22 protein-coding genes, 1 tRNA gene and 1 pseudogene are annotated in these 25,862 nt (G+C 62.3%); 16 read left to right on the top strand and 8 right to left on the bottom strand.

Features of this window, described 5'->3' with window-relative positions; genetic code table 11:
- Window positions 1–36 precede the first annotated feature (36 nt).
- The 11 genes from pal to OSJ75_RS04945 all read left to right on the top strand — a co-directional run bounded on the left by pal (window position 37) and on the right by OSJ75_RS04945 (window position 14,351).
- Window positions 37–537 (top strand): peptidoglycan-associated lipoprotein Pal, encoded by a 501-nt coding sequence (gene pal, locus OSJ75_RS04995; protein ID WP_250020087.1) that lies wholly within the window; start codon window positions 37–39, stop codon window positions 535–537.
- 158 nt (window positions 538–695) lie between these two features.
- A complete protein-coding gene (gene ybgF / locus OSJ75_RS04990; protein ID WP_267227152.1) occupies window positions 696–1,658 on the top strand; it encodes a tol-pal system protein YbgF in 963 nt (320 codons plus the stop codon).
- Window positions 1,633–2,964: a tRNA lysidine(34) synthetase TilS gene (gene tilS, locus OSJ75_RS04985; protein ID WP_267227151.1), complete on the top strand. Its 1,332-nt coding sequence runs from the start codon at window positions 1,633–1,635 to the stop codon at window positions 2,962–2,964. The genes ybgF and tilS overlap by 26 nt, the downstream gene beginning before the upstream one ends.
- Window positions 2,965–3,057: 93 nt before the next feature.
- A complete protein-coding gene (gene ftsH / locus OSJ75_RS04980) occupies window positions 3,058–4,989 on the top strand; it encodes an ATP-dependent zinc metalloprotease FtsH (protein ID WP_250020084.1) in 1,932 nt (643 codons plus the stop codon).
- Window positions 4,990–5,164: 175 nt separating this feature from the next.
- Window positions 5,165–6,508, top strand: a complete 1,344-nt coding sequence (glmM, locus tag OSJ75_RS04975; protein ID WP_250020083.1) for a phosphoglucosamine mutase — start codon at window positions 5,165–5,167, stop codon at window positions 6,506–6,508.
- 221 nt (window positions 6,509–6,729) lie between these two features.
- Entirely contained in the window at window positions 6,730–7,500 is a 771-nt protein-coding gene (locus OSJ75_RS04970) for an outer membrane protein (RefSeq protein WP_250020082.1), read from the top strand.
- Window positions 7,501–7,684: 184 nt separating this feature from the next.
- Window positions 7,685–8,863, top strand: coding sequence for a phosphoserine transaminase (locus tag OSJ75_RS04965; RefSeq protein ID WP_267227150.1), 1,179 nt, complete (start codon window positions 7,685–7,687; stop codon window positions 8,861–8,863).
- A 67-nt stretch (window positions 8,864–8,930) separates the two neighbouring features.
- Entirely contained in the window at window positions 8,931–10,526 is a 1,596-nt protein-coding gene (gene serA / locus OSJ75_RS04960) for a phosphoglycerate dehydrogenase (protein WP_267227149.1), read from the top strand.
- Between the two features lie 11 nt (window positions 10,527–10,537).
- Window positions 10,538–11,053, top strand: coding sequence for a GNAT family N-acetyltransferase (locus OSJ75_RS04955; RefSeq protein WP_267227148.1), 516 nt, complete (start codon window positions 10,538–10,540; stop codon window positions 11,051–11,053).
- Between the two features lie 177 nt (window positions 11,054–11,230).
- A complete protein-coding gene (locus OSJ75_RS04950) occupies window positions 11,231–12,523 on the top strand; it encodes an adenylosuccinate synthase (RefSeq protein WP_267227147.1) in 1,293 nt (430 codons plus the stop codon).
- Window positions 12,524–12,578: 55 nt separating this feature from the next.
- Window positions 12,579–14,351 carry a hypothetical protein gene (locus tag OSJ75_RS04945; protein WP_267227146.1) on the top strand — a complete coding sequence of 591 codons (1,773 nt, stop codon included), beginning with the start codon at window positions 12,579–12,581 and terminating at the stop codon, window positions 14,349–14,351.
- A gap of 85 nt (window positions 14,352–14,436) precedes the next feature.
- Here OSJ75_RS04945 and rpoH read toward each other — a convergent pair whose 3' ends face one another.
- Both rpoH and OSJ75_RS04935 read right to left on the bottom strand, forming a co-directional pair.
- Window positions 14,437–15,348 carry an RNA polymerase sigma factor RpoH gene (rpoH, locus tag OSJ75_RS04940; protein WP_250020076.1) on the bottom strand — a complete coding sequence of 304 codons (912 nt, stop codon included), beginning with the start codon at window positions 15,346–15,348 and terminating at the stop codon, window positions 14,437–14,439.
- Between the two features lie 230 nt (window positions 15,349–15,578).
- Window positions 15,579–16,583: an RluA family pseudouridine synthase gene (locus tag OSJ75_RS04935; RefSeq protein ID WP_267227145.1), complete on the bottom strand. Its 1,005-nt coding sequence runs from the start codon at window positions 16,581–16,583 to the stop codon at window positions 15,579–15,581.
- Window positions 16,584–16,637: 54 nt separating this feature from the next.
- Between OSJ75_RS04935 and OSJ75_RS04930 the strand changes: the two genes are divergently transcribed.
- From OSJ75_RS04930 to OSJ75_RS04920, 4 genes and pseudogenes are all read left to right on the top strand, one after another.
- Window positions 16,638–17,033 carry a fimbrial protein gene (locus tag OSJ75_RS04930; protein WP_250020074.1) on the top strand — a complete coding sequence of 132 codons (396 nt, stop codon included), beginning with the start codon at window positions 16,638–16,640 and terminating at the stop codon, window positions 17,031–17,033.
- A 5-nt stretch (window positions 17,034–17,038) separates the two neighbouring features.
- Window positions 17,039–17,149 (top strand): annotated as a pseudogene (locus OSJ75_RS22910) (hypothetical protein); the annotation flags it as partial.
- A tRNA-Glu gene (locus OSJ75_RS04925) sits at window positions 17,135–17,209 on the top strand. The pseudogene OSJ75_RS22910 and the gene OSJ75_RS04925, both read left to right, overlap by 15 nt.
- A 154-nt stretch (window positions 17,210–17,363) precedes the next feature.
- Window positions 17,364–17,855 carry a Panacea domain-containing protein gene (locus OSJ75_RS04920; protein WP_267227144.1) on the top strand — a complete coding sequence of 164 codons (492 nt, stop codon included), beginning with the start codon at window positions 17,364–17,366 and terminating at the stop codon, window positions 17,853–17,855.
- Between the two features lie 466 nt (window positions 17,856–18,321).
- On the opposite strand, the gene OSJ75_RS04915 is transcribed toward OSJ75_RS04920, so the two are convergent.
- The gene (locus OSJ75_RS04915) at window positions 18,322–19,512 is read right to left on the bottom strand and encodes an alpha-hydroxy acid oxidase (protein WP_267227143.1); all 1,191 of its coding nucleotides are present in this window, start codon (window positions 19,510–19,512) and stop codon (window positions 18,322–18,324) included.
- A gap of 181 nt (window positions 19,513–19,693) precedes the next feature.
- Here OSJ75_RS04915 and OSJ75_RS04910 point away from each other — a divergent pair, with 181 nt between their 5' ends.
- Window positions 19,694–20,617 carry a 2-hydroxyacid dehydrogenase gene (locus OSJ75_RS04910; protein WP_250020072.1) on the top strand — a complete coding sequence of 308 codons (924 nt, stop codon included), beginning with the start codon at window positions 19,694–19,696 and terminating at the stop codon, window positions 20,615–20,617.
- Between the two features lie 65 nt (window positions 20,618–20,682).
- On the opposite strand, the gene purU is transcribed toward OSJ75_RS04910, so the two are convergent.
- The 5 genes from purU to cobG all read right to left on the bottom strand — a co-directional run bounded on the left by purU (window position 20,683) and on the right by cobG (window position 25,836).
- A complete protein-coding gene (gene purU / locus OSJ75_RS04905; protein WP_267227142.1) occupies window positions 20,683–21,537 on the bottom strand; it encodes a formyltetrahydrofolate deformylase in 855 nt (284 codons plus the stop codon).
- A gap of 157 nt (window positions 21,538–21,694) precedes the next feature.
- Window positions 21,695–23,110: a precorrin-3B C(17)-methyltransferase gene (cobJ, locus tag OSJ75_RS04900; RefSeq protein WP_267227141.1), complete on the bottom strand. Its 1,416-nt coding sequence runs from the start codon at window positions 23,108–23,110 to the stop codon at window positions 21,695–21,697.
- Window positions 23,107–23,847, bottom strand: a complete 741-nt coding sequence (locus tag OSJ75_RS04895; protein WP_267227140.1) for a precorrin-2 C(20)-methyltransferase — start codon at window positions 23,845–23,847, stop codon at window positions 23,107–23,109. The genes cobJ and OSJ75_RS04895 overlap by 4 nt, the downstream gene beginning before the upstream one ends.
- The gene (locus OSJ75_RS04890) at window positions 23,847–24,473 is read right to left on the bottom strand and encodes a precorrin-8X methylmutase (protein ID WP_250020068.1); all 627 of its coding nucleotides are present in this window, start codon (window positions 24,471–24,473) and stop codon (window positions 23,847–23,849) included. Before OSJ75_RS04890 ends, OSJ75_RS04895 begins: the two co-directional genes overlap by 1 nt.
- The gene (cobG, locus tag OSJ75_RS04885) at window positions 24,466–25,836 is read right to left on the bottom strand and encodes a precorrin-3B synthase (protein ID WP_267227139.1); all 1,371 of its coding nucleotides are present in this window, start codon (window positions 25,834–25,836) and stop codon (window positions 24,466–24,468) included. The genes OSJ75_RS04890 and cobG overlap by 8 nt, the downstream gene beginning before the upstream one ends.
- Window positions 25,837–25,862 lie beyond the last annotated feature (26 nt).

Here is a 25,862-nt window from a genome sequence, read left to right as displayed (position 1 = left end):
TGACAGACACAATTCAATTCCTAAGGAGTCCAGGCTATGCGCCGCTTCGAAATGATCGCCCGCAGTCCCGTTTTCGTCGCCCTCTTCCTGTCGCTCGCCGTTGCAGGTTGCGCTTCGAAGAAAAACATCAACAACGCCGGTGATCTTGGTCTTGCCGGAAGCGCCACGCCCGGCTCGACGCAGGACTTCACCGTCAATGTCGGCGACCGCATCTTCTTCGATGTCGACTCGTCCGTCATCCGTGCCGATGCCCAGCAGACGCTGTCCAAGCAGGCCCAGTGGCTGCAGCGCTACCCCAATTACTCGATCACGATCGAAGGCCATGCCGACGAGCGCGGCACGCGTGAATACAATCTGGCGCTCGGCCAGCGCCGTGCGGCTGCCACCCGCAACTTCCTTGCAGCCCGCGGCATCCCGGCCCAGCGCATCAAGACGCTTTCCTACGGCAACGAGCGCCCGGTCGCCGTTTGCGACAGCGAATCCTGCTGGTCGCAGAACCGCCGCGCCATCACCGTTCTCGGCGGCGCCGGCAGCTGATACAAAGCAACATCACCAGGAAAAAAGCGGCTGTAACGGCCGCTTTTTTCGTTTTGTATTGTCTTGAAACAAAATTTGGCCGAAGTCACACTGCTCGTGTTAAATACGACGCCAGGATGAAAATCCAAGGTAATTTCCCATTTTCAGGGCGGTGAAGGATGAAGAGACGTTTGAAGTATTTCGTGTGGGCGATGACCGTCGTGCCGTTTCTGGCTGGCGGCGCGAGCCATGCGACCGGCATTGGCGGCGGGTTTTTTCCGCCCGCGCCGAAGACGGATATCGGCCAGGGCGGCGCCCCGATCATCATGGCGCAGGCGGGCGATCCGCGTGTCAGCCAGCTTGAAGAGCAGGTGCGCCAGCTGACGGGCAAGATCGAGGAACTGAACTTCCAGCTGCTGCAGATGCAGGAGCAGATGCGCAAGGTCCAGGAAGACAATGAATTCCGGTTCGAGGAAATCGAAAAGGGCAAGCGCAGCGATGCCGGGCAGAAGAGCGACCGCGCCGTCGCCTCCGCTCCAGCCCAGCCGGACCATGGGGAGGCATCTGACGATGCCTCCGCCACCGATTCCGCTGCTGTTGAAAATCAGCCTGATTCTTCCGGCGACGTGTTGTTCGGCGCCCCGCCGCGCACGCTCGGCCAGATACAGTTTGATGCCAATGGCAACGTAATCGGTGGAACGGCCAGCAATGCGCCGGCCGGTGCCGACAATACCATCGTCGCCGCCCTGCCACAGACCGACGATCCGAAATCGCTCTACGACCAGGCCTACCAGCTTTTCCTCTCGGGCGACTATCGCAGCGCCGAGGCGGCGTTCCGCAGCCATGTCGATCGTTTCCCCAATGATCCGGCCAATCCCGATGCCCGCTACTGGCTGGGAGAATCGCTCTACGGCCTCGGGCGCTACCAGCAGGCGGCGTCGGTCTTTCTCGACAATCACAAGCAATATCCGGATGCCAAGAAGAGCCCGGAAAACCTGCTCAAGCTCGGCATGACGCTGGCCAGGATGAAGGATCATGAAGTGGCCTGCGCCACCTTTTCCTCCGTCACATCGCGCTACCCCAATGTTTCGCAGGCGGTGAAAGAGCGCGTGAAGAATGAACGTGCCGCCAACAAGTGCTGATCCTGCGGCAGCCTTCGCATCCATCGACTTCGCCAGCCTGAACTCGGTCGTGGTCGCCGTCTCCGGCGGCAGCGACTCGCTGGCCCTGCTATATCTCCTGCTCGACCGTTCGAAGCGGGAAGCGGCTTTTCCGAGAATCGTCGCAGTGACCGTCGATCACGGGCTGCGGCCTGAATCCGCCGCCGAGGCAGCCTATGTCGCGCAGCTGTGCGAACGGGCCGGGATCGCCCATCGCACCATGCGGTGGGAGGGGCCGAAGCCTGACAGTGCACTTTCGTCGAAGGCCAGGGAAGCGCGCTACCGGCTGCTGTGCGAGGCTGCCGCCGATCTTGGCGCGCAGGCGATCCTCACCGGCCACACGCTCGACGACCAGATCGAAACCTATGCCATGCGCCTTGAGCGGGCAAAGGAAGCCAGCGATGCGCGCGGCCTTGCCGCAATGGCGCCGGCGACCCTGCTGGAGCGGCGCTACTGGCTGCTCCGGCCCTTGCTCGGCACGTCGCGGGAGACGCTGCGTCGCTATCTGCAACGGGCCGGCGTCGAGTGGCGCGACGACCCGAGCAACGAAAACGTCGACTATGAGCGCGTGCGGGTACGAAACCGGCTGCGCGGCGGCGACCGGGCGCCGCTGCAGCGGCGCATTGCCGAACATGCAGCGCGGCGGCAGGGGCTGGGCGCGGATGCGGCGACGCTACTGCCGTCGCTTCTGGCGATGGAGGGCGACGACCTTGCGATCGTCTCGCGCCAGCCTGCCGGGCCCGATCCGCAGCGGCTGGCGACCGGCGCCATTCTCGCCATCATCGGCGGCCAGGAATTCCTGCCCGCTGCCGCGCAATGCGACAGGGCAGTTGCGTTTCTGGCCGATGGCGAGGCCGGCAAGAAAGCCTCGCTTGCGCGCTGCATCCTCGAAAGCCGGCGCCGATCCACCGCGATCTACCGTGAATTGCGGGGAATCCCGACACATATCGTCGAGCCCGGCGCGACGATCGTCTGGGACGGCCGCTACCGCGTGAGCAATGGCGGCCATACGCCGGTCACGATCATGCCGCGCGGCCGCCAGGCGGATGCGGCGGGCCAGCCTTCGCCATTGCAGCGGCGGGCGGCCGCATCGGCGCCATCGCTCGTGCGAAGCGACGGCACGCTGGTCGAGGACTTCGCCTCGGCCTGCGTCAGCGTCACCCGGCACCTTTCCCTGTTCGACCGGGTTCTTTCAGGATATGATGTGGCACTGGCTCAATCTTTTGCGCACATCTTGAAGTTGCAGGCCTATCCGGCGCCGCCTGTAAACCAGATTAACAAGAATTGACCCGAGTTGGACTGCTAGCCTTGGCAAGGCCACGCTTCGAACCTATGTTACGATAGAATTCCGCATGTGCGGTTGCAATTGATGGGACCCGATATGAATCCTAACTACAGGAACTTCGCGCTGTGGGCGATTATCGCCTTGCTCCTGATCGCGTTGTTCAACCTATTCCAGAGCCCCACATCGCGTTCGGGATCGAGCGATGTTCCCTATTCCCAGTTCATCAGCGATGTGAACAGCGGGCGCGTCAAATCGGTAACGATCTCGGGCAACCGCATTACAGGCGTATATTCCGACAGCAATGCCAGCTTCCAGACCTATTCGCCGGGCGATGCCGGGCTTGTGGGCCGCCTCGAAAGCAAGAATGTACAGATCGCCGCACGGCCTGAATCCGATGGTTCGACCTCGCTGGTCGGAATGCTGATTTCCTGGCTGCCGATGATCCTCATCCTTGGCGTCTGGATATTCTTCATGCGCCAGATGCAGGGTGGTTCGCGCGGCGCCATGGGGTTCGGAAAATCCAAGGCGAAGCTCCTGACCGAGGCCCATGGCCGCGTGACGTTCCAGGACGTGGCCGGTGTGGACGAGGCCAAGGAAGACCTTGAGGAAATCGTCGAGTTCCTGCGCGATGCGCAGAAGTTCCAGCGACTCGGCGGGCGGATTCCGCGCGGTGTGCTGCTCGTCGGCCCTCCCGGTACCGGTAAGACGCTGCTTGCCCGCGCCATCGCCGGCGAGGCCAATGTGCCCTTCTTCACCATCTCCGGCTCGGACTTCGTCGAAATGTTCGTCGGCGTCGGCGCATCGCGCGTCCGCGACATGTTCGAACAGGCGAAGAAGAACGCGCCATGTATCATCTTCATCGACGAGATCGACGCTGTCGGCCGCCATCGCGGCGCCGGGCTTGGCGGCGGCAATGATGAACGCGAGCAGACGCTGAACCAGCTGCTGGTCGAGATGGACGGCTTCGAAGCCAATGAGGGCGTGATCCTGATCGCCGCCACCAACCGTCCCGACGTTCTCGATCCCGCGCTGCTGCGCCCGGGCCGCTTCGACCGCCAGGTCGTCGTGCCGAACCCGGACGTTTCCGGTCGCGAGAAGATCCTGAAGGTCCATGCGCGCAACGTGCCGCTGGCGCCCAATGTCGATCTGAAGGTGCTTGCCCGCGGCACGCCCGGCTTCTCCGGCGCCGACCTGATGAACCTCGTCAACGAAGCCGCCTTGATGGCCGCGCGCCGCAACAAGCGCCTCGTCACCATGCTGGAATTCGAGGACGCCAAGGACAAGATCATGATGGGCGCCGAGCGGCGGTCCACGGCCATGACGCAGGCGGAAAAGGAACTCACCGCCTATCATGAGGCCGGACATGCCATTGTCGCGCTGAATGTCGAGGCGGCCGATCCGCTGCACAAGGCGACGATCATCCCGCGCGGCCGTGCCCTCGGCATGGTCATGCAGCTGCCCGAAGCCGACCGCTATTCGATGAGCTACAAATGGATGATTTCCCGCCTCGCCATCATGATGGGCGGGCGTATCGCCGAGGAGCTGAAATTCGGCAAGGAGAACATCACCTCCGGCGCGTCTTCCGACATCGAGCAGGCGACGAAACTGGCCCGCGCCATGGTCACCCGCTGGGGCTTTTCCGACAAGCTCGGCCAGGTCGCCTATGGCGAGAACCAGGAGGAAGTCTTCCTCGGCCACTCGGTCGCACGGACCCAGAACGTCTCGGAAGAGACCGCCCAGCTCATCGATGCCGAGGTGCGCAAGCTCATCGACGATGCCTATTCGCATGCGCGCAGCATCCTGACCAAGAAGAAGAAGGAATGGATCGCCATTGCCGAGGGGCTGCTCGAATACGAGACGCTGACCGGCGAGGAGATCAAGGCGCTGATGGCCGGCGACAAGCCTGCGCGCGATCTTGGCGACGATACGCCGCCTTCGCGGGGCTCCGCCGTGCCGAAGGCGGGGGCGAAGAAGCCGCGCAAGGGTGACGAGCCCGACAAGGGTTTCGAGCCTCAGCCGCAATCCTGAGCTTGAATACATAGATAAAATGGCCGGTCATGACCGGCCATTTTGTACTAATTGTTCACCTCTTGCTTTTAGTATATTAGCAACACAATTTGTGAAATGCGGCATGACCGGCCTTCTGCCATAAGCAGAACAGACTTGATTGGGACGGTCCTCGCCCCGTAACTGGACCTTCAATATGGCGCGCAAATATTTCGGCACAGATGGAATCCGCGGCAGAGCGAATTCCTATCCCATGACCCCCGATATCGCGATGAAAGTCGGCATGGCCGTCGGCCTCGCCTTCAAGCGAGGCGATTATCGCAATCGCGTGGTGATCGGCAAGGATACGCGGCTTTCCGGCTACATGATCGAAAACGCGCTGGTCGCGGGCTTCACTTCGACGGGCATGGACGTATTCCTGCTCGGCCCGATCCCCACTCCGGCCGTCGCCATGCTGTGCCGCTCGCTGCGTGCCGATATCGGCGTGATGATCTCGGCCTCGCACAATCCCTTCAGCGACAATGGCATCAAGCTCTTCGGCCCGGACGGCTTCAAGCTTTCCGACGAGATCGAGCTCGATATCGAGCGGCTGATGGATGAGGATCTGGGCGACCGGCTTTCCGGTTCCGAGGCGCTCGGCCGCGCCAAGCGCGTCGATGGCGACATTTATCGCTATATCGAGTTCGCCAAGCGCACCATGCCGAAGAACATCTCGCTGAGCGGCCTGCGCATCGTCGTCGATTGCGCCAATGGCGCCGCCTACAAGGTCGCTCCCGCGGCGCTCTGGGAACTCGGCGCCGAAGTCGTCACCATCAATAACGAGCCGAACGGCACCAATATCAACGAGGATTGCGGCTCCACCCATCCGCTCGGCCTCATCAAGAAGGTGCATGAGGTGCGGGCCGATATCGGCATCGCGCTGGACGGCGATGCGGACCGCGTGCTCATCGTCGACGAGAATGGCGCCGTGATCGACGGCGACCAGCTCATGGCGGTCATCGCGCAGTCTTGGCAGGAATCGGACCGCCTCGTCGGCGGCGGCGTGGTGGCGACGATCATGTCCAATCTCGGCTTCGAGCGGTTCCTCGGCGATCGCGGCCTGACGCTGGCGCGCACCCAGGTGGGCGACCGCTACGTGGTCGAACACATGCGCAATCATGGCTTCAATGTCGGCGGCGAACAATCCGGCCATATCGTGCTTTCCGATTTCTCGACGACGGGCGACGGCCTGGTTTCGGCGCTGCAGATCCTTGCCGTCGTGCAGGAGCAGGGACGGCCGGTGAGCGAGGTTTGCCGCAAGTTCGACGCCGTGCCGCAACTGTTGAAGAACGTGCGTACGACCGGCAAGAAGCCGCTGGAGAACAAGCAGGTGAAGAGCGCCATCGACGAGGCGCGCAACAGGCTGGGCAATACCGGCCGCCTGGTCATCCGCCCCTCCGGCACCGAGCCGCTCATCAGGGTCATGGCCGAAGGCGACGACCGCAAGCTGGTCGAAACCGTCGTCAACGACATCATCTCGGTCATTTCATCGGCGGCCTGATCGGCCCTGCCGACGAGAGCATGCAAGGAGCCCCGCGCGGGGCTCTTTTTGTTTGGCTTGTCCTGAATAGCGCCAGGTTGCGCCACCATGCGGGCAATTTCCTTAACGGATATGGTGAATAAACACGGTTAAGCGGGATTTAACTTTTTTCCTCGATAGTCAGCTGCAACTACCGGCTGCATCGCGTGCACCGGTCCATGGGCCTGACGAGGGAAACGGAAATGACGATCCTGACTAAATACAATGTACTGGCGGCCTTGGGCGCCTGTCTCCTTTCCGCTCCGGCCCTCGCGGCGGACATTCAGGAGGCGCCCGTCGTCGAGGTCCAGCAATTCGGCGGCTGGTATCTGCGCGGCGATATCGGCATGAGCAACCAGCGTCTCGACAAGCTCGACTATTCCGGCTTCGACGCGCCGGAAATCTTCGGCTGGCACAATGATGGCGATTTCGATGCCGGCATCACCGGCCAGATCGGCGTCGGCTACCAGTTCAATGACTGGCTGCGTGCGGACGTCACGGCGCAGTATCGCGGCAAGACCGAATTCAGCGCGCTCGACTATTATTCGAACCCGAGCAATCCGGCTTTCGGATCGGGCACCAATGAATACAGCGCCAAGAAGTCCGAATGGCTGTTCCTCGCCAATGCCTATGCCGATCTCGGCACCTATGCCGGCATCACGCCCTATATCGGCGCGGGTATCGGCGCCTCGCGCAATACGATCTCCGAATTCAGGGACGTCAACGTCCTCAATGCCGGCGGTGGCTATGCGGGCAGCAATTCCGAATGGAACCTTGCCTGGGCGCTTCATGCCGGTGTCGGCATCCAGGCCACCGAGCGGATGACCATCGATCTCGGCTACAGCTATGTCGATCTGGGCGATGCCAAGACGGGCACGTTCTACAATGACAATGGCTCGACGCGCGGCGAGCAGGTGACGTTCAAGGACATCACCTCGCATGATTTCAAGCTGGGCGTGCGCTACGCCTTCTAGGCCGGTCGCACAGGCTTTATTTGGATGGCGGGTCCTACGGGGTCCGCCATTTTTCGTGCGTCGGCAGGGAAATCGTGTCGCCGCGGAACATATTTCTTGACTGTCAGCGACATTTCTCTTAATTCCCGCAGCGGGCCACCTTTCCCCAACGAAAGGCGTGCTATCTGAGAGGATAGGAGAAAACATGACGACGCTTTCGAAGCCGGCATTGCGCCCGGCCAATCCCAATTTTTCATCTGGCCCCTGCGCCAAACGTCCCGGCTGGTCGCTCGAAGCGCTTGCCGATGCGCCCCTCGGCCGCTCGCACCGCGCTAAGGTCGGCAAGGCAAAGCTCAAGCAAGCCATTGATCTGACACGTGAAGTTCTGCAGGTTCCGGCGGATTACCGCATCGGGATCGTTCCGGCTTCGGATACCGGCGCCGTCGAGATGGCGCTGTGGTCGCTGCTTGGCGAACGTGGTGTCGACATGGTCGCCTGGGAAAGCTTCGGCGCCGGCTGGGTGACGGATGTCGTCAAGCAGCTCAAGCTGGCCGACACGCGGCTGATCGAGGCCGGCTATGGCGAATTGCCGGACCTTTCCTCCATCGATTTCGACCGCGACGTGGTCTTCACCTGGAACGGAACGACTTCCGGCGTGCGCGTGCCCGATGGCGATTTCATCCCGGCCGACCGCAAGGGCCTGACGATCTGCGACGCGACGTCGGCGGCCTTTGCGCAACGTCTCGACTTCGACAAGCTCGATGTCGTCACCTATTCCTGGCAGAAGGTGCTTGGCGGCGAGGGCGCCCATGGCATGCTCATCCTCAGCCCGCGCGCGGTAGAGCGCCTGCTCACCTACAAGCCGGCCTGGCCCTTGCCGAAAATCTTCCGCCTGACATCCGGCGGCAAGCTGATCGAAGGCATCTTTGCCGGCGAGACCATCAATACGCCGTCGATGCTCTGCGTCGAGGATTATCTGGACGCGCTCAACTGGGCCAAGTCCATCGGCGGCCTCGACGGGCTTGTCGCCCGGGCAGAGGCGAATTTCGCCGTGCTCGACGATTTCGTCGCGAAATCGACCTGGGCCGCCAATCTCGCCCGCGTGCCGGAGACCCGGTCCAACACGTCGGTGTGCCTGACGATCGCCGATCCCGAGATCGTCGCGCTCGATGCCGAGGCACAGGCCGGTTTCGCCAAGAACCTGGTTGCCCTGCTCGAGAAAGAGGGCATCGCCTATGATATCGGCGCCTATCGCGACGCGCCTTCGGGCCTGCGCATCTGGGCCGGCGCCACGGTGGAGGCTTCCGATCTCAAGGCGTTGACGCTTTGGCTCGAATGGGCATTCCAGACGCAAAAAGCGGCGCTGCGGCAAGCGGCTGCCTGACCAGGCGTGGCGGCAATGGCCGCCACCGACAAATCATCCCTTTCGATTTTCATGAATGGAGGCCTTCATGGCACCGCGCGTACTCGTATCGGACAAACTTTCGCCCACTGCCGTGCAGATTTTCAAGGATCGCGGCGTCGAGGTCGATTACCTGCCGGATCTCGGCAAGGACAAGGAGAAACTGCTCGAGGTCATCGAGCAATATGACGGATTGGCCATCCGCTCGGCCACCAAGGTCACGGAGAAGCTCATCGCCGCCGCGAAGAACCTCAAGGTGATCGGCCGCGCCGGCATCGGCGTCGACAATGTGGACATTCCCGCCGCATCGCGCCGCGGCATCATCGTCATGAACACGCCTTTCGGCAATTCCATCACCACGGCCGAACATGCCATCGCGCTGATGTTCGCCGTCGCCCGGGAACTGCCGGAAGCCGATGCTTCGACGCGCGCCGGCAAGTGGGAGAAGAACCGCTTCATGGGTGTCGAGATCACCGGCAAGACGCTGGGCGTCATCGGCTGCGGCAATATCGGCTCCATCGTCGCTACCCGCGGCGTCGGCCTCAAGATGCATGTGGTGGCGTTCGATCCCTTCCTTTCCGATCATCGCGCCGAGGAGCTCGGCGTTGAAAAGGTCGAGCTCGACGAACTCCTTGCCCGTGCCGATTTCATCAGCCTGCACACGCCGATGACCGACAAGACGCGCGGCATCATCAATGCCGAAGCCCTTGCCAAGATGAAGGACGGCGTGCGGATCATCAATTGCGCGCGTGGCGGCCTGATCGTCGAGAAGGACCTCGTGGCGGCATTGAAGTCCGGCAAGGTCGCCGGCGCCGGCATCGACGTGTTCGAGGTCGAGCCCGCGACGGAAAACGAGCTTTTCCATCTGCCCAACGTGGTCTGCACGCCGCATCTCGGCGCATCGACCAGCGAGGCGCAGGAGAATGTCGCCCTGCAGGTTGCCGAGCAGATGTCGGACTACCTCATCAAGGGCGCCGTCTCCAATGCCATCAACATGCCTTCGATCACCGCGGAAGAGGCGCCGCGCCTCAAGCCTTTCGTCAAGCTCGCGGAAGTTCTCGGCGCCTTCGTCGGCCAGGTCACGGAAGAGCCCATCGAGGAAGTCGAGGTCCTGTTCGACGGTTCGACGGCGGGCATGAACACCAGGGCACTGGTCAGCGCGGCGCTTGCCGGCCTGATCCGGCCGCAGGTGGCGGACGTCAACATGGTGTCGGCGCCGATCATGGTGAAGGAGCGCGGCATCATCCTCTCCGAAGTGCGGCGCGACAAGTCGGGCGTGTTCGACGGCTATATCAAGCTCACGGTCAAGTCCGCTTCCCTGACGCGGGCCATAGCCGGCACCTGCTTCTCGGACGGCAAGCCGCGCTTCATCCAGATCAAGGGCATCAACCTCGATGCGGAAGTCGGGCAGCACATGCTCTATACGACCAATAATGATACGCCGGGCATGATCGGCCTGCTTGGCACCATTTGCGGCAAGAACAATGTGAACATCGCAAACTTCGCGCTCGGCCGCGATCATCCGGGCGGCAATGCCATTGCCATGCTCTATCTCGACGAGCGCATCCCCGATCACGTTCTCGAGGAATTGCGGGTCAACAAGGTCATCGTTTCGGCGAAGCCGCTGGAATTCGACGTCGCCTGACGGAGAGGATGATGTCGGCCGATAGCAATGCACTCCATTGGCGGAGGATGGAGGCGGGTGATCTCGCCGCCGTCAGCCGCATGGCCGCCATCATCCATACCGGCTTCTTCGAGGAGGACTCGATCTACAGCGAGCGCCTCGAACTCTATCCCGAAGGCTGCCATCTGCTGCAGGCGGCTTCGGGCGAGGCGCTCGGCTATGCCATAACCCATCCCTGGCGCCTCTATTCCATGCCGGCGCTCAACAGCATGCTGGAGCGGCTGCCGACGACGCCGAGCACCTATTACCTGCACGACATCGCCCTGATGCCGGCGGCGCGCGGCACCGGCGCGGCGGGCAGGATCGTTTCGCTCCTGGCGCGGCATGCCGGCGAGCAGGGGTTCGATACGATGTCGCTGGTGGCGGTCAATAATTCGGCCGGCTTCTGGCAGAAGCACGGCTTCGAGATCGATGACCGGCCCGAGCTCGAAGCCAAGCTCAGGACCTATTCGGACGATGCCCGTTTCATGCTGCGGCGGCTTCGCTGACGCTTCGGCGGCTCAATTGCGCGACCATTCGCGGCCCATGCCTCCGGATCATGGTTTTGCTTAACAATTTCCCCCCGAACTCAAAGAATGGTCGCACTTTTCCAATCCAGCCTGTATAGAAGCACCGCATTTACCGAAAAAATGCGCGATAAGAGGATGTGGCTCGAGGAGTTTTGAATGGCTAATGTGGTTGTGATCGGCTCGCAGTGGGGCGATGAGGGCAAGGGCAAGATCGTCGACTGGCTTTCCGAGCGCGCCGATGTGATCGTTCGCTTCCAGGGCGGTCATAATGCCGGCCATACTCTGGTCGTGGACGGCGTCACCTACAAGCTCTCGCTGCTTCCCTCCGGCGTCGTGCGCCAGGGCAAGCTTTCGATCATCGGCAATGGCGTCGTTTTCGATCCGCATGCGTTCATCGCCGAGAAAAGCCGCCTTGAGGCGCAGGGGGTGAAGGTCACGCCCGAAACCCTGAAAATCGCCGAGAACACCACGCTTATCCTGTCGATCCATGGCGAGCTCGACCGCCGCCGCGAGGCCTCCAATTCGGGCACGAAGATCGGCACGACCGGCCGCGGCATCGGCCCGGCCTATGAGGACAAGGTCGGCCGCCGCGCCATCCACGTGCTCGATCTGGCGGACCCCGAAACATTGCCCGCCAAGATCGAAAGGCTGCTTGCGCACCACAATCCCCTGCGCCGCGGCCTCGGCATAGAAGAAGTCGATGCGGCGAAGCTGCTTGCGGAACTCAACGAGGCGGCGCCGCACATCCTGCCCTTCATGGACCGCGTCTGGTATGTTCTCGACCAGAAGAAGCGGGCGGGCGAGCGCATCCTGTTCGAGGGCGCGCAGGGCACGCTGCTCGACATAGACCATGGGACATATCCCTTCGTCACCTCGTCGAACACCGTTGCCGGCCAGGCCTCCGCCGGCTCGGGCATCGGCCCGGGTTCGCTGCATTACGTGCTCGGCATCACCAAGGCCTATACCACGCGCGTCGGCGAAGGGCCGTTCCCGACGGAGCAGGAAAACGAGGTCGGGCAGTTCCTCGGCGAGCGCGGCCATGAATTCGGCACGGTCACCGGCCGCAAGCGCCGCTGTGGCTGGTTCGATGCGGTGCTGGTGCGCCAGGCCGTCGCCAATAATGGCATCAGCGGCATTGCGCTGACAAAGCTCGACGTGCTGGACGGATTGAAAGAGATCAAGGTTTGCACCGGATATGAGCTCGATGGCGAGACCATCGATTATCTTCCGGCGGGCCAGGGCCAGCAGGCGCGGGTGAAACCCATCTACACCACCATGGAAGGTTGGGAAGGCACCACTGCCGGCGCGCGCAGCTGGAGCGAATTGCCGGCGCAGGCCGTCAAATATGTCCGCTATGTCGAGGAGCTGATCGGTGCGCCGATCGCGCTGCTTTCGACCAGTCCGGAGCGGGACGATACGATACTTGTTACTGACCCGTTTCATGATTAGACTCGGGCGCGAGAATTACGAAGCAATCTCGCAGTAAAACCATAGGTTTGGGTGAATGGCCGATTTCGTTGCAGTATTGAGAAAGACAATTGACGGTCTCGCGGATCCTACGCCGGAGCTCCGGCAACGCGTATATGCCAAGGCTCGTGCAACGATTGAGCAGAAACTGGTCGCCCTCAATGCGTCCGAAGCGGTGGCTGCGCGGCAGACGCAGGCGCTGGACGATGCAATCGCCGAAGTCGAATCGAGCTTCGCACCGCCTCCGGCCGCCGCCGCTCCCGAACCGGTCGAACCACCACCCGCACCCGCCGAGTCCCAACAGGCCCCCCAACCCGAGCCTCAACCCGAAACGGTAGCGCCCCAGCCCCAGCCCCAGCCCCAGCCCCGGCCCCGGCCCCAACCCCAGCCCCTGCCGCCGACGCCCGTCGCTCCGCCGTCTTTCGTGGCACCCGCACCGTCTTCCGTGCCCGAGCCGGCTCCTTCGTCGGAAATGTCGGAGCTGCTGCGGGCGGAGAAGGGCGAGACAGGCTATGAGTTCGATCGCGAGGACGTGCCCGTAGAGGCTGCGCCGACCAGTTACACGCCGTCCAACTACACGCCGGTGCAGTCGCAGCCGGACGCGCTGGAGGATTTTCTTACCGGCCAGCGTCAGGCGGACAAGCGTGACGAACCGCAGGAAGACCAGCCCGTTTCGACGGGACCGCAGTGGCAGGACGATCTTGCCGACCACCGCGTGGAGGGCGAACCCGCTATTGCCGCTGATGGTGAAGACCGCAGCGACTACGGCGTTTATACGCGCAAACCACTCAAGCATCCGACGCAGCGCCGTTCGCTGACGCCGATCATCGCCGCCGCCGTCGTGCTGATAGCATTGGCCGGCCTGGGCTATGCCGGCTATGTCTGGCGCGATTCGCTCGTCGAGCGTGCGGGCGCGGCCAGGGATTATCTCGCCAGCCTCACTTCGTCGAGCGAAGAGGGCGGGCAGCAGCCACCGGCAGCGCCCGCCGAACAGCAGGCCAGCCAGGAGCCGCAGCCGGCAACGCCGGGGCAGCCTGCGCCGACGAACGAGGCTTCGCCCGCGCCGGCAACGCCCGAGCCGCAGGCCGAACCGAAATTGACGCAGCGCCTGCTGCCGGATGGGCAGGAGGTCGATCCCGGCCGGGCCAATGACACGCCGTCGCTCGGCGAGGGCACGTCCGTAGCGACCTCGACGCCGGACCAGCCTGCCGCGCCGAACGAGCCGAACGCACAGGCACCGGCGGCATTGCCGATCGGCCAGAAGGCATTCTTCTACGAGGAGCGCTCGGGACAGGATGCGGGCACTGCCGAATCGGGCGGTGTCGTCTGGTCGGTCGTCCAGGAATCGCCGGGCAATGATCTGCCGCCGGAACCGGCCATCAAGGCGGAAGTCACGGTGCCGGAGCGTGGCATCAACCTGCGCATGATCATTCGCCGCAATGGCGACAAGACCCTGCCGGCCAGCCATCTGATCGAGATGATCTTCACCGTGCCCGAAGGCTTTGCCGGCGGCGCGATCGAAACCGTGTCGCGGATGACCTTCAAGGATACCGAACAGGCGCCGGGAAGCCCGCTCGTCGCCATTCCGGCAAAGATCGCCGACAATTTCTTCATCATCGCGATGAACGACGCAAAGACCGCGATCGACACCAACATGTCGCTGATGCGCCGCCAATCCTGGATCGACATCCCCATCGCCTACAAGACCGGCCGCCGTGCCCTGATCACGCTGGAGAAGGGCCTGCCGGGCGAAAAAGCCTTCGAGGAAGTGCTGCGATCCTGGGCCGCCAAATCTGCCGGCACACAATAATCTGCCGGCACACAATAGTCGGCGGGAATACATAGCAAAAAGGCCGCATCCGCGGCCTTTTCTTCATCATTCGAATTTCCGGTTCCTAGCGGGCGTCGGCCCCCGTGCTGACGAGAGCCTTCTGCTGCTTCAGCGCGGCCGCCTTGACCGCATCCTGCACCTTCTCGAACGCCCTGACCTCGATCTGGCGCACACGCTCGCGGCTGATGCCGAACTCGGTCGAAAGGTCCTCGAGCGTCACCGGATCGTCCGACAGGCGCCGCGCCTGGAAGATGCGGCGTTCGCGGTCGTTCAGCGATGACATTGCGCCGGTCAGCATCTCGCGGCGGTTTTCGAGTTCGTCCTGCTCGATCAGCATGGTCTCGGCGCTGTCATGGTCGTCCACGAGCCAATCCTGCCAATCGCCGCCCGCTTCGCCATCCGACGAGCGGATGGGCGCATTGAGCGAGGCATCGCCGGACAGGCGGCGGTTCATCGAGATGACCTCGTCCTCCGAAACGCTCAGGCGCGTCGCGATTTCCTTGACCTGTTCAGGATTCAGATCGCCATCGTCCAGCGCCTGGATCTTGCTCTTGACCTTGCGCAGGTTGAAGAACAGGCGTTTCTGGTTGGCGGTCGTACCCATCTTGACCAGGCTCCAGGAGCGCAACACATATTCCTGGATCGAAGCCTTGATCCACCACATTGCATAGGTCGCCAGACGGAAACCACGCTCCGGTTCGAAGCGCTTGACCGCCTGCATCAGGCCGACATTGCCCTCGGAGATCACTTCGCCGATCGGCAGGCCATAGCCGCGATAGCCCATGGCGATCTTGGCGACGAGCCGCAGATGGCTTGTCACCAGCTTGTGTGCCGCCTTGGCGTCGGTATGTTCCAGATACCGCTTGGCGAGCATGTACTCTTCCTGCGGTTCCAGCATGGGAAACTTACGGATTTCTTCCAGGTAGCGGGTAAGTCCACCGTCACCACTCAGGATAGTCGGAAGATTTTGGGCCACTTAGCACCCCTCCTCATTTAGAATATGAACCTCCATTTTCGGCAGGTTCGCAGCGTCTGCCCGCCCAGGAACTGGCGCGGACACTCTGATGCTATGCATATATAGGTAGTATTTTGGCAAAAACACGGTGCATTGCGTCGCGAAACAAACCGTCACATGAATGTGAACGACGCGCTCATGTTTGCATTTATTCTCGTGAACGGCCAAAGGGCCGAAAAGTTCCCGCCAGATCAGGAAAAATGCGTGCGGAACGCTGCCAGAAGCTCTGCCATGTCTTTCGGCGGCGGCGCCTCGAATTCCATGATCTCGCCGGTCGTCGGATGTTCGAAGACGAGGAGGCGCGCGTGCAGCGCCTGGCGGGCAAAGCCTTTCACCAAAGTCTGCAGCGGCTCGCCGAGCTTGTTCGCCTTGGTCTTGAACGCGCTGCCATAATCATGATCGCCGACCAGCGGGTGGCCGATATGCGCCATGTGCACGCGGATCTGGTGCGTCCGTCCGGTCTCCAGCCGGCATTCCACCAATGAGGCGAAGGCGGTGGCATCTTCCCTGGCGCCATAGCGTTCGAGAACTTCGAAATGCGTCACCGCATGGCGGGCATCGTCCCGTTCCTCGTGCACGATGGCCTGCTTGGTGCGATCCTTGTGCGAACGGCCCAGTGGCGCATCGATCGTGCCGGTCGCGCGGTCGGGAGCGCCCCAGACGAGGGCGAGATAGGCGCGTTCGAGATCGCCGGTGCGGCCATGATCGGCGAATTGCGCGCTGAGATGGCGGTGGGCATTGTCGTTCTTCGCGACGACGATGACGCCGCTGGTATCCTTGTCGAGGCGGTGGACGATGCCCGGCCGCTTGACGCCGCCTATGCCCGAAAGCGTATCGCCGCAATGGTGGATCAGGGCGTTGACGAGCGTGCCTGTCCAATTGCCATTGCCCGGATGCACGACGAGGCCGGCAGGCTTGTCGATGACGATCAGGTCATTGTCCTCGAACAGGATGTCGAGCGGGATTTCCTCGCCCTTGGGCTCGGCTTCCGCCGGCTCCGGAATGATAATGGCGACCTCATTGCCTTCGCGAAGCTTGTGCTTCGTCTCGAGCGTGGTGCGGCCGTCGACCTGGACCTGGCCATCGGCTATGAGAGCCTGTATGCGATTGCGCGAAAGATCCGGCGCAAGCTGCGCGGTGAGCCAGGCATCCAGCCGCTTGCCAGTCGCTTCCGTATCGGCAATTAAGACTTTCAAAAAACCGGTCCCTTCGTTACAGAGGCCTCGACTGAAACCTCGGAGATGCCTTGCATGGCGAATATCAGCCCAGATATGGATGGCGAAGAACAGCCGCTGGACCCGACCATGGAGCGGGTGCGCCGCAAGATGATCCGCCTTCTGGCTGTTTCCATCGGCATCATGGTCGTTGGTCTTATGGCTGTGCTCGCCGCCATTGTCTACAAGATAAACCAGCCGATCGGCGAGGTGGCGAGGCCTGCAGCGCCGGCGGTCCCTGGCCAGCCGCTCGGCGACGCGCTGGCTGGCGAGGCGATCACGCTCGATCCCGGCACGCGCATCCTGTCGCACAATCTTTCCGGCGGGCAGCTTTCGCTGGAAACGCGCCTCGTCGACGGCACGCGGCAGATCCTGATCTATGACATCGCCACCAAGCGGGTGGTCGCAAGGATCGGCGAGGCCATCAACTAGCGTCCAGCACCGGAGGTTTGGTCGGCCGCGCATGGAACGAACCGCATATTAGTCATTGCACTTTTCGTTCCGCTTGGTTATATCGCGCTCACAAACTGCTTGCGCCCATCGTCTAGCGGTCAGGACGGCGCCCTCTCACGGCGCAAACAGGGGTTCGATTCCCCTTGGGCGTACCAATTTATTTATTTATTGCCATTTACTCGGATTTCTGAATTTCGTCGGTACGTGACATTTTCCTACAGTAACTTGTCCGAGTTCAGTCCTAAATATTAGCGATTCACAAATGAATAAAATGAGATTATACCGTAAGAAACGGGGTGGACAGTCACAATGAGATCATATCAAACAGATCTGGTCGCTGACTACTTTCTTGCAAGAGCGAATCCGGAATTTGGCGATGCGCTTTCCAATCTAAAACTTCAAAAGCTATGTTATTACGCTGCAGGTCTGATTGCGGCGGTGCGTCCAGATGATGAACCCCCATTATTTGACGATCCGATTAAAGCTTGGCAGCATGGCCCGGTCGTTCCTTCGCAGTACCATCGGTTTAGCGGCCATAAGTCGGACACCATACCTCACGTTGCAGTCTTCGATTTTGACCAGTTCGATGCGCCTGATCTTGCCATATTAGATGACGTGAATTCATTCTATGGCCAATATTCGGCATGGAAGCTGCGAAATATGACACATGAAGAAGAACCTTGGATCAACGCCTATAATCAACCAAACGGCAACACGATCACGACTGCAGCGCTTCGCGACTACTTCCGCTCGGAGGTTAGCGGCGATTACATAAGCTCCTATCGTGCGCAACAGGGATAATCGGAAACCCTTTAGGGGCGTCGTTGGAACAAGTCCGCCGGAAAACTCCGACACACAAGCTCCGTTGTTCTCGTTTGAAAAAATGGTCGTTAACGGATACAGCGTTAGCTGTTGCGCAGTAGTTGATCAGGCTGCGTTGTCTCGGAAGCTTTTTACCCTAAGCAGTCTCAAATGGCGGGATATTTTGCAGTCGCCAAGACATGGGCTTGGTTCTGAGAAGATTGCAAGAGCAAGTCTAAGGGTTGCCGTTCCGATTTCTGTTACTGACGACGTTACGTTTCTCGCCATCCGGTTCAACAACAAGAAGCCGATGGTGGGGTATAGAGAAGGGCGGATATTCCACGTTTTATTCCTGGATCACGATTTCACCGTATACAACCACGGCTAACTAGGCCTGTCTGATCGGATTTCGGATGCGCCACGGCGATGACGACGCGTGTTTCCGGCCGCTTCGCCGGGTTGCCGCTTATCCCTGGCGTTTCTTCTTCACCTGCGCCATGCGCGGCTTGGTTTCGAGGCCGCTCTTGTAGAGATTGTTGCGATCGAGCACCTTCACGTCCCGTTCGCCGCAAAGCGCCATCGTTATGTCGAGCTCCTTGCGGATGATCTCGAGGGCTTCGGTCACGCCGCGCTTGCCGCCGGCGCCGAGGCCGTAAAGGAAGGCGCGCCCGATATAGGTGCCCTTGGCGCCGATGGCCAGCGCCTTGAGCACGTCCTGTCCCGAGCGGATGCCGCCATCGAAATGCACCTCGATCTTGTCGCCGACCGCATCGACGATCTCGGCCAGCACGGAGATCGAGGAGGGGGCGCCATCGAGCTGGCGTCCGCCATGATTGGAGACGATGATGGCATCAGCGCCGGTCGCAGCGGCCATCTTCGCATCCTCCACGTCGAGAATGCCCTTGATGATGATCTTGCCGCCCCACCGCTCCTTGATCCAGGCGACATCGCTCCATGAAAGGCGCGGATCGAACTGTTCAGCGGTCCAGACGGAAAGCGAGGAGAGATCGGCGACACCCTTGGCATGGCCGACGATATTGCCGAAGGTGCGGCGCTTCGTGTTCAGCATGCCGAGGCACCATTGCGGCCGCGTCGCCATCTGCCAGATGTGCTTCGGCGTGAATTTGGGCGGGGCGGAAAGGCCGTTGCGCAAATCCTTGTGCCGCTGGCCAAGTATCTGCAGGTCCAGTGTCAGCACCAGCGCGGAACATTTTGCGGCCTTGGCGCGGTCGATCAGATTATAGATGAACTCGCGGTCGCGCATGACATAGAGCTGAAACCAGAACGGCCTGGTGGTCGCTGCCGCCACGTCCTCGATCGAGCAGATGCTCATCGTCGACAGGGTGAACGGCACGCCGAATTCCTCGGCGGCCTGTGCGGCCAGTATTTCACCATCCGCATGCTGCATGCCGGTGAGGCCGGTGGGCGCGAGCGCGACCGGCATCGAAACGGGCAGGCCAACCATGGTGCTTTCCAGCGTGCGCTCGGTCATGTCCACCGCCACGCGCTGGCGCAGCTGGATCTTGGCGAAATCCGCCTCATTGGCGCGATAGGTGGTTTCCGTCCAGGCGCCGGAATCGGCGTAGTCGAAAAACATCTTGGGCACCCGGCGCTTTGCAATCCGCTTCAGATCGGCGATCTCTACTGTCTTGGCCATGGATTATTCTCTTCGTTTCGACGAGGTTGTTTCAACCTGTTGCAGGCTGGTAGGCAAGCCTGGAGCTTGGATAATCATATACGGGCAGGCGCTTCACGAGTAAATGGCTTGTTGTCCATCCGCAACATTGTCTATGTTGTATGCCTTGCTGTCCGCATCCCCGCAACCCACAGGAAATACAATGGCGAAACCACCCATTCTCGTGCTTGGACCCCTCATGCCCTATCTGATCGAGGAGCTCGAAAAGAGATATGCGCTGGAAAAGCTCTATGAGAAAGAGGATGCGCTCGGATATCTCCAGGAAAATGCGCATCGCTTCGAAGCTGCGGTCACCAGCACATTTACCGGCCTCAAGGCGGACATGATCGATCTGCTGCCCGCCGTGAAGATCGTTTCTTCCTTCGGCGTCGGGATGGATTCGCTCGACGTCGCCTATGCCGCGACGAAGGGCATCAAGATCGCCAATACGCCGGACGTCCTGAACGAGGATACGGCCAATATGGCGATATCCCTGCTGCTGGCGTCGACGCGCGACATCGTCGCCAACGACCGTTTCGTGCGTGAAGGCCGCTGGGCGCGAGGCGAGACGGCGCCTCTGGCCCAGGGGATCGAGGGCAAGAAGGTGGGGCTTGTCGGGCTCGGCCGGATCGGCAGCGTCATTGCCGCAAAGCTCACCGCATTTGGTTGTGAAATCGTCTATCACACGCGCAATCAGCGCACCGACAGCCCCTATGGCTATTATGGCGACCTGATCGAAATGGCGCGCGACTGCGCGGCGCTGATAGCCATTCTGCCCGGCGGCGAAGCGACCCGGGGCGTCATCTCGCGCGACGTGTTGAAGGCGCTCGGGCCGCAAGGCACCTTCGTCAATGTCGCGCGCGGGACGGTGGTCGACGAGGAGGCGCTGGTCGAGCTGCTGCAATCCGGCGAGCTTGGCCGGGCAGGGCTCGATGTCTTCGTCGATGAGCCGAATGTACCGACGGCGCTCTTCGCGCTCAACAATGTCGTGCTGCAGCCGCATATGGGCAGCGCCACCGTCGAGACGCGCAAGGCCATGGCCGACCGCGTCGTGACCAATCTGGAAGCCTATTTCGCCGCGAAGTAGAGCCTGTTCCACATCGCCGGGCGCTTGGCAGCCCGGCGGTCAGCGCTGTGTCGTCGCGATGCTGCTCAACCGAAGACCACGGTCTTGTGACCGTTGAGCATGACGCGGGATTCGAGATGCTTCTTGACCGCGCGGGCGAGGACACGGCTTTCGATGTCGCGGCCGGTCGCCACGAAATCCTCGGCGCTCATCGCATGGGTGACGCGTTCCGTCTCCTGCTCGATGATCGGGCCCTCGTCGAGGTCCGGCGTGACGTAATGCGCGGTCGCGCCGATCAGCTTCACGCCCCGCTCGAAAGCCTGGTGATAGGGCTTTGCACCCTTGAAGCTCGGCAGGAAGGAGTGGTGGATGTTGATGACCTTGCCGAACAGGCGCTTCGACAGGTTGTCGGACAGGACCTGCATGTAGCGCGCCAGGATCACGAGATCGGCGCCGGTGTCCTTGACGATCTTCAGCAGGGCGTCTTCCTGCTCCTTCTTGTTCTCCCGCGAAACCGGCAGGACATGGTAGGGAATTCCCTCATGATCGGCGAAGCGGCGGCTGTCTTCATGATTGGAGACGATCGCCACGACTTCGGCATCGAGCCAGCCGACATTGATCTGGTAGATCAGGTGCTGCAGCGCGTGGTCGAAGCGTGAAACCATGATGACGATCTTCGGCTTCTTCGATTGATCGACCAATGTCGTCTTCATGTCGAAGCGTTCGATCGCCGGCCGCAATCCGCGCTCCACATCGTCCTTCGACGTGCCCTCGGCGGCGGTGAAGGCGATGCGCATGAAGAACCTGTTGGTCTGCCGGTCCCAGAACTGATTGCTCTCGGCGATATTCGCGTCCATCCCCGCCAGCTCGGTCGTGACGGAGGCGACGATGCCCGGACGGTCTTCGCAAGTGAGGGTCAGAACGTAGTTTTTGTCTGGCATGGGAACTCCGGCTGTCAAATGAATGTGGCGGGATGATAGGGCGCGCGCCCGGCTTCCGGCGATGCAAAAGCGAAGCGCATAGTCCTTTTTCCGGCATCGTCCGCCGGCGTCAAACGAAGTTTGCTCATCCGGCGATGAATTTCGGCGCGGTCACGGTCTACGGTTTGGCGCCGTACCAGCGCGGCGTATAGACCCATTCGCCGCCCGCAGCGCGCGGAAAGCGCTGGGTGAGCGAGGAGCCGACGATGATGACCGTCCGCATATCCACCTGTTCCGGCGTCAGCTCCCCGAGGGCGATGGTGGTGAGCGCTTCGCCGGGGCGGCCGATGTCGCGGCCGAGAACGACGGGTGTCGCGGGCGAACGATGTTGCCGCAATATTTCGATGGCGCGCGGCAATTGCCAGGGGCGGTGCTTCGAAATCGGATTGTAGAACGCCATGGCGAGATCGGCTTCGGCGGCGAGGGCGATGCGCTTCTCGATGATTTCCCAGGGCTTCAGATTGTCGGAGAGCGACAGAATGCAGAAATCATGGCCAAGCGGCGCGCCGCTGCGGCTCGCTGCCGCCATTGCGGCCGAGACACCCGGCAGAACGACGAGTTCGACCTCATGCCACGCCGGATCGGCGGATTCGTGCAGCGCTTCGATGACGGCGGCGGCCATGGCGAAGATTCCGGGGTCGCCGGAAGAAATCATCACCACCGAACGTCCGCCCGCCGCAAGTTCGAACGCGTGCCGCGCCCGCTGCATCTCTTCCCGGTTGTCGGTCATGTGCAGGCGCTGATCCGGGCGAAACGGCCCGGCCATGCGCACATAGGTCTCGTAGCCGAGAACGTCTTCCGCCCGCTGCAATTCATGCTGAACGGCGGGGATCATGTAGTCGCGATCGCCAGGACCGAGGCCGACGACGACCAGCCGGCCGCGCCGGTGCGATGCCGGCGCCGCTTCGGGCGTTGTCACGAACAGGAGTTCCGCCTCGCCGGGCGCCGCGTCGTCGCTGCCTATGCGGATGCGAAGCTCGCCCTCGTCGTCGACCGGCAGGCGGGCATCGGCCAGCCACGGCGCGTCGCCTTCGATGCGGACCTTCTTTCCGGCCAGCATGTCGGCGATGAAGGTCTTGGCGTCCTCCGGGTTCTTCAGCACATAGCCCGGCGGCGGGTTGAGCAGGCACGTGCCGAAGCGCAATTCCCCGGATGTCGTTATGGCGGGCGCTATGCCGAGGATCGATGCAATGGTGCGGGCGAGCGGGTTGACGCCTGTCGTCCCGCCAAGCAGGGGAACCACGGCGCTGCCATCATCGGCGACGGCCAGCACCGGCGGCTCGGCACCCTTCTCGCCGAGGATGGGCGCGAGGGCGCGAATGGTGATACCCGCCGCGCAGAGCGCGATGATCGGATGCCCCTCGCGATATTTGCCGCGGATCGTGGCGCCGAAATCGTCGAATGGCTCGTCCGCGCCGGCAGCGCGGCTGGCGAGGCCGTGGATGATCGCCTGCGGCAGGCCAGCCTTGATCTTTCGGGCGGTTTCGAGCCCGAGTGCCGACAAGACGACCAGGATCGGCGCCGGTGCGGTCATTCTCCGGTTCCCTTCCACTTTTCGCCCGGGACGAGGATCAGCGAGAAATAGGGAGAGCTGGAGGGATCGACCTCGCTCAAGGGCAGGATACGCTGCGCGTCCATGGTGGCGCGCTCGACATAGAGGGCCCGGTGCATCAGTCCAAGCTCGGAGATGACGCCGCGCACCTTGTCGAGGTTCTTGCCCAGCTTCATGATGGCGGCGGCTTCCGTATTGGCCAGCCGGCTTTTCAGTTCGTCGGCTTGGAGCACGCCGGACAGAACCGTCAGCGTCTGGTTCCGGTAGACGAGCGGCGCGCCGAGCACCGCGGCACCGCCGAGAATGGAACAGACGCCGGGCACGACCACCGTCTCGTAATGTTCGGCCAGGCGGTCGTGGATATACATGAAGGAGCCGTAGAAGAACGGATCGCCCTCGGCGATGACGGCGACGTCGCGCCCGGCATCGAGGTGTTCACGCAGCAGCCTCGTTATGTCGCCGTAGAAGTCGCTGACGATCGCATCATAATTCATGTGGGCCGGCAGGATCTCCGTCGTCACCGGATAGATCAGCGGGACCAGCTGCTGTTCCGCCGTCAGGTATTCTTCCACGATCGAAAGGGCATTGCCCTTCTTGCCGCGCGCCGCGTGATAGGCGACCACCGGTGCCGCCCGCAGCAGGCGCAGGGCCTTCAAGGTGATGAGTTCAGGGTCTCCCGGACCGACGCCGAGGCCGAAAAGCCGTCCTTTGTGCGGCATTATTCCTTCTCCGAAGCCAGCGCGTTGACCGCGGCGGCGGCCATGGCGCTGCCGCCGCGCCGGCCGTGCACCACGACATAGGGGATGCCGAAATCATTCTCCGCCAGCGCCTGCTTGGATTCCGCCGCGCCGACAAATCCGACTGGAAAGCCGAGGATGAGCGCTGGTTTCGGCGCACCTTCCGCGATCATCTCGAGCAGGCGGAAAAGCGCGGTCGGTGCATTGCCGAAGGCGACGACCGAACCTGCGAGCCGGGGCCGCCACAATTCAAGCGCGGCCGCCGAGCGCGTATTGCCGATCTTGCGGGCAAGTTCGGGCACCGACGCTTCGCCCAGGGTGCAGATGACTTCGTTTGCCGCCGGAAGGCGGGCCCTCGTCACGCCCTCCGATACCATGCGGGCATCGCACAGGATCGGGGCGCCGCGCAGCAGCGCCTGCCGGCCGGCATCACCGGCGCCCGGGGAAAAGGCCAGTTCGTCGATGACATCCACCATGCCGCTCGCATGGGCCACGCGCACGGCGAGCTTTTCGAGATCGGCCGGGATCCTGCTGAGGTCGGCTTCGGCGCGGATGATGGCGAATGAGCGATCATAGATCGCCTGGCCATCGCGGATATAGTCAAGCATCAAATGGCCCCCCGGAGCCGGAAAATCTGGCGCCGATCAATTCGGCGGCTTCCTCGATAGTGCGGTCGCCAGCCAATAGCTTGCCAAATCGCGACGGTCCACCGGTCGCATGCAGAAAGATGTCGTAATGCCCGGGAGAAGTGGCAACGAGCGTCACCTGCCGCGCCAATGGCGAAGCGCATGATTTGGCGCAGCCGGTCAGGTGGACATGCGGAAGACCCGGTACGCCGGCAAGCCTGTCGGCCAGTTGCGCCGCATCCGCCTGCGTATCGGCCAATGCCGCGCCGCATCCGGTCGAGCCCGAGCAGGCGATCATGTTGGCAAGCGGCGCACGAATATCGGTCGTGAAGCCAGCCGCTTGCAGCTCGCCAATGAGCGCCGCCGCCATATCCGGCGATGTGGCGGCGATGAGCACGCTCTGCCACGGGGTCATGCGGAGGCGGCCGTCGCCATGGGAAAGGGCGAGCGCGGCGAGCCGCTGCATCGATGCCGCCGATAGCCGCCCCAGCGCAGGCAGTGCGCCGACAAGATGATGGTCTCCTGCCGCATGGATCCGGCCGAGATGTCCGCCACGGTCCGGCGCCGCGCGCCGCCAGTTCCCGGCCGGTTCTATCCCTGCGCCCTGCCGGAGCTTCGCCACGATGGTTTCCGCCGGCATTTCCGCCAGCAAATGCCGCATGCGCAGCGATTCAGGCCGATCGGCGCGCCAATCCAGGAAGAGATCGAGCACTGCTTCGATGAAGTGGCCGGCCCCGGAGCGCATGACGAAACCGCTGGCCGGCCTGTCGTCGGCGGCGATCGGCGGCACGCCGGCGAAGCCGAAGCACAAACCCGGCCCTGATCCGGCGATATCGGCGGCAGAGAGCCATAGATCATGCGGGTGATCGAGCTTGGCGACGGTTTCGCCGCCATCGATCAGGATGCAGAATTTGGGCGAAAGAGACTGGTAGTCGGTGCGGGTTTGCAGCGCCGCGAGCAGTTGCAGGCCCAGAGGCCGGGCATCGATCAGCGCCGGCTCGAAACCCGCCGTCGGATTGATCATGACATTGCGGACATCGTCGCCCTCATCCGTCAAGGGACCGAGTCCGGCCGCCAGCAGCGCATCGATCAGCGCCGTCCGGTGCTCCGGCGCGACGCCGCGCAGCTGCAGATTGGCGCGGTTGGTTATATCGATGATGCCATTGCCGAAGCGTCGCGCTGCATCGGCGATGCCGCGTGCCTGCTGCGCCGTCAGTTCGCCGAAGGTGAGCTTGAGCCGGCAAATGCCGCCATCGCGCGCTTCGACCATGCGAAACAGGCCTGGACAGGCCGAGCGCCGGTCGCCGCTGCTTCGCGGGCGGTCTATGGTGGAAGCGGAAATCATCGGGTGAAACTACAGTATGGCTTTGC

The organism is Phyllobacterium sp. 0TCS1.6A, assembly GCF_026420825.1.
In the GTDB taxonomy this organism is placed as follows: domain Bacteria; phylum Pseudomonadota; class Alphaproteobacteria; order Rhizobiales; family Rhizobiaceae; genus Phyllobacterium.
This window is presented reverse-complemented; position numbering and strand designations above follow the sequence as displayed.

Excerpts from the sequence above, each read along its gene's own strand:
- pal (WP_250020087.1), top strand. The coding sequence starts at position 37 with ATGCGCCGCTTCGAAATGATCGCCCGCAGTCCCGTTTTCGTCGCCCTC.
- ybgF (WP_267227152.1), top strand. The coding sequence starts at position 696 with ATGAAGAGACGTTTGAAGTATTTCGTGTGGGCGATGACCGTCGTGCCG.
- tilS (WP_267227151.1), top strand. The coding sequence starts at position 1,633 with ATGAACGTGCCGCCAACAAGTGCTGATCCTGCGGCAGCCTTCGCATCC.
- ftsH (WP_250020084.1), top strand. The coding sequence starts at position 3,058 with ATGAATCCTAACTACAGGAACTTCGCGCTGTGGGCGATTATCGCCTTG.
- glmM (WP_250020083.1), top strand. The coding sequence starts at position 5,165 with ATGGCGCGCAAATATTTCGGCACAGATGGAATCCGCGGCAGAGCGAAT.
- OSJ75_RS04970 (WP_250020082.1), top strand. The coding sequence starts at position 6,730 with ATGACGATCCTGACTAAATACAATGTACTGGCGGCCTTGGGCGCCTGT.
- OSJ75_RS04965 (WP_267227150.1), top strand. The coding sequence starts at position 7,685 with ATGACGACGCTTTCGAAGCCGGCATTGCGCCCGGCCAATCCCAATTTT.
- serA (WP_267227149.1), top strand. The coding sequence starts at position 8,931 with ATGGCACCGCGCGTACTCGTATCGGACAAACTTTCGCCCACTGCCGTG.
- OSJ75_RS04955 (WP_267227148.1), top strand. The coding sequence starts at position 10,538 with ATGTCGGCCGATAGCAATGCACTCCATTGGCGGAGGATGGAGGCGGGT.
- OSJ75_RS04950 (WP_267227147.1), top strand. The coding sequence starts at position 11,231 with ATGGCTAATGTGGTTGTGATCGGCTCGCAGTGGGGCGATGAGGGCAAG.
- OSJ75_RS04945 (WP_267227146.1), top strand. The coding sequence starts at position 12,579 with ATGGCCGATTTCGTTGCAGTATTGAGAAAGACAATTGACGGTCTCGCG.
- OSJ75_RS04930 (WP_250020074.1), top strand. The coding sequence starts at position 16,638 with ATGGCGAATATCAGCCCAGATATGGATGGCGAAGAACAGCCGCTGGAC.
- OSJ75_RS04920 (WP_267227144.1), top strand. The coding sequence starts at position 17,364 with ATGAGATCATATCAAACAGATCTGGTCGCTGACTACTTTCTTGCAAGA.
- OSJ75_RS04915 (WP_267227143.1), bottom strand. The coding sequence starts at position 19,512 with ATGGCCAAGACAGTAGAGATCGCCGATCTGAAGCGGATTGCAAAGCGC.
- OSJ75_RS04910 (WP_250020072.1), top strand. The coding sequence starts at position 19,694 with ATGGCGAAACCACCCATTCTCGTGCTTGGACCCCTCATGCCCTATCTG.
- purU (WP_267227142.1), bottom strand. The coding sequence starts at position 21,537 with ATGCCAGACAAAAACTACGTTCTGACCCTCACTTGCGAAGACCGTCCG.
- cobJ (WP_267227141.1), bottom strand. The coding sequence starts at position 23,110 with ATGACCGCACCGGCGCCGATCCTGGTCGTCTTGTCGGCACTCGGGCTC.
- OSJ75_RS04895 (WP_267227140.1), bottom strand. The coding sequence starts at position 23,847 with ATGCCGCACAAAGGACGGCTTTTCGGCCTCGGCGTCGGTCCGGGAGAC.
- OSJ75_RS04890 (WP_250020068.1), bottom strand. The coding sequence starts at position 24,473 with ATGCTTGACTATATCCGCGATGGCCAGGCGATCTATGATCGCTCATTC.
- cobG (WP_267227139.1), bottom strand. The coding sequence starts at position 25,836 with ATGATTTCCGCTTCCACCATAGACCGCCCGCGAAGCAGCGGCGACCGG.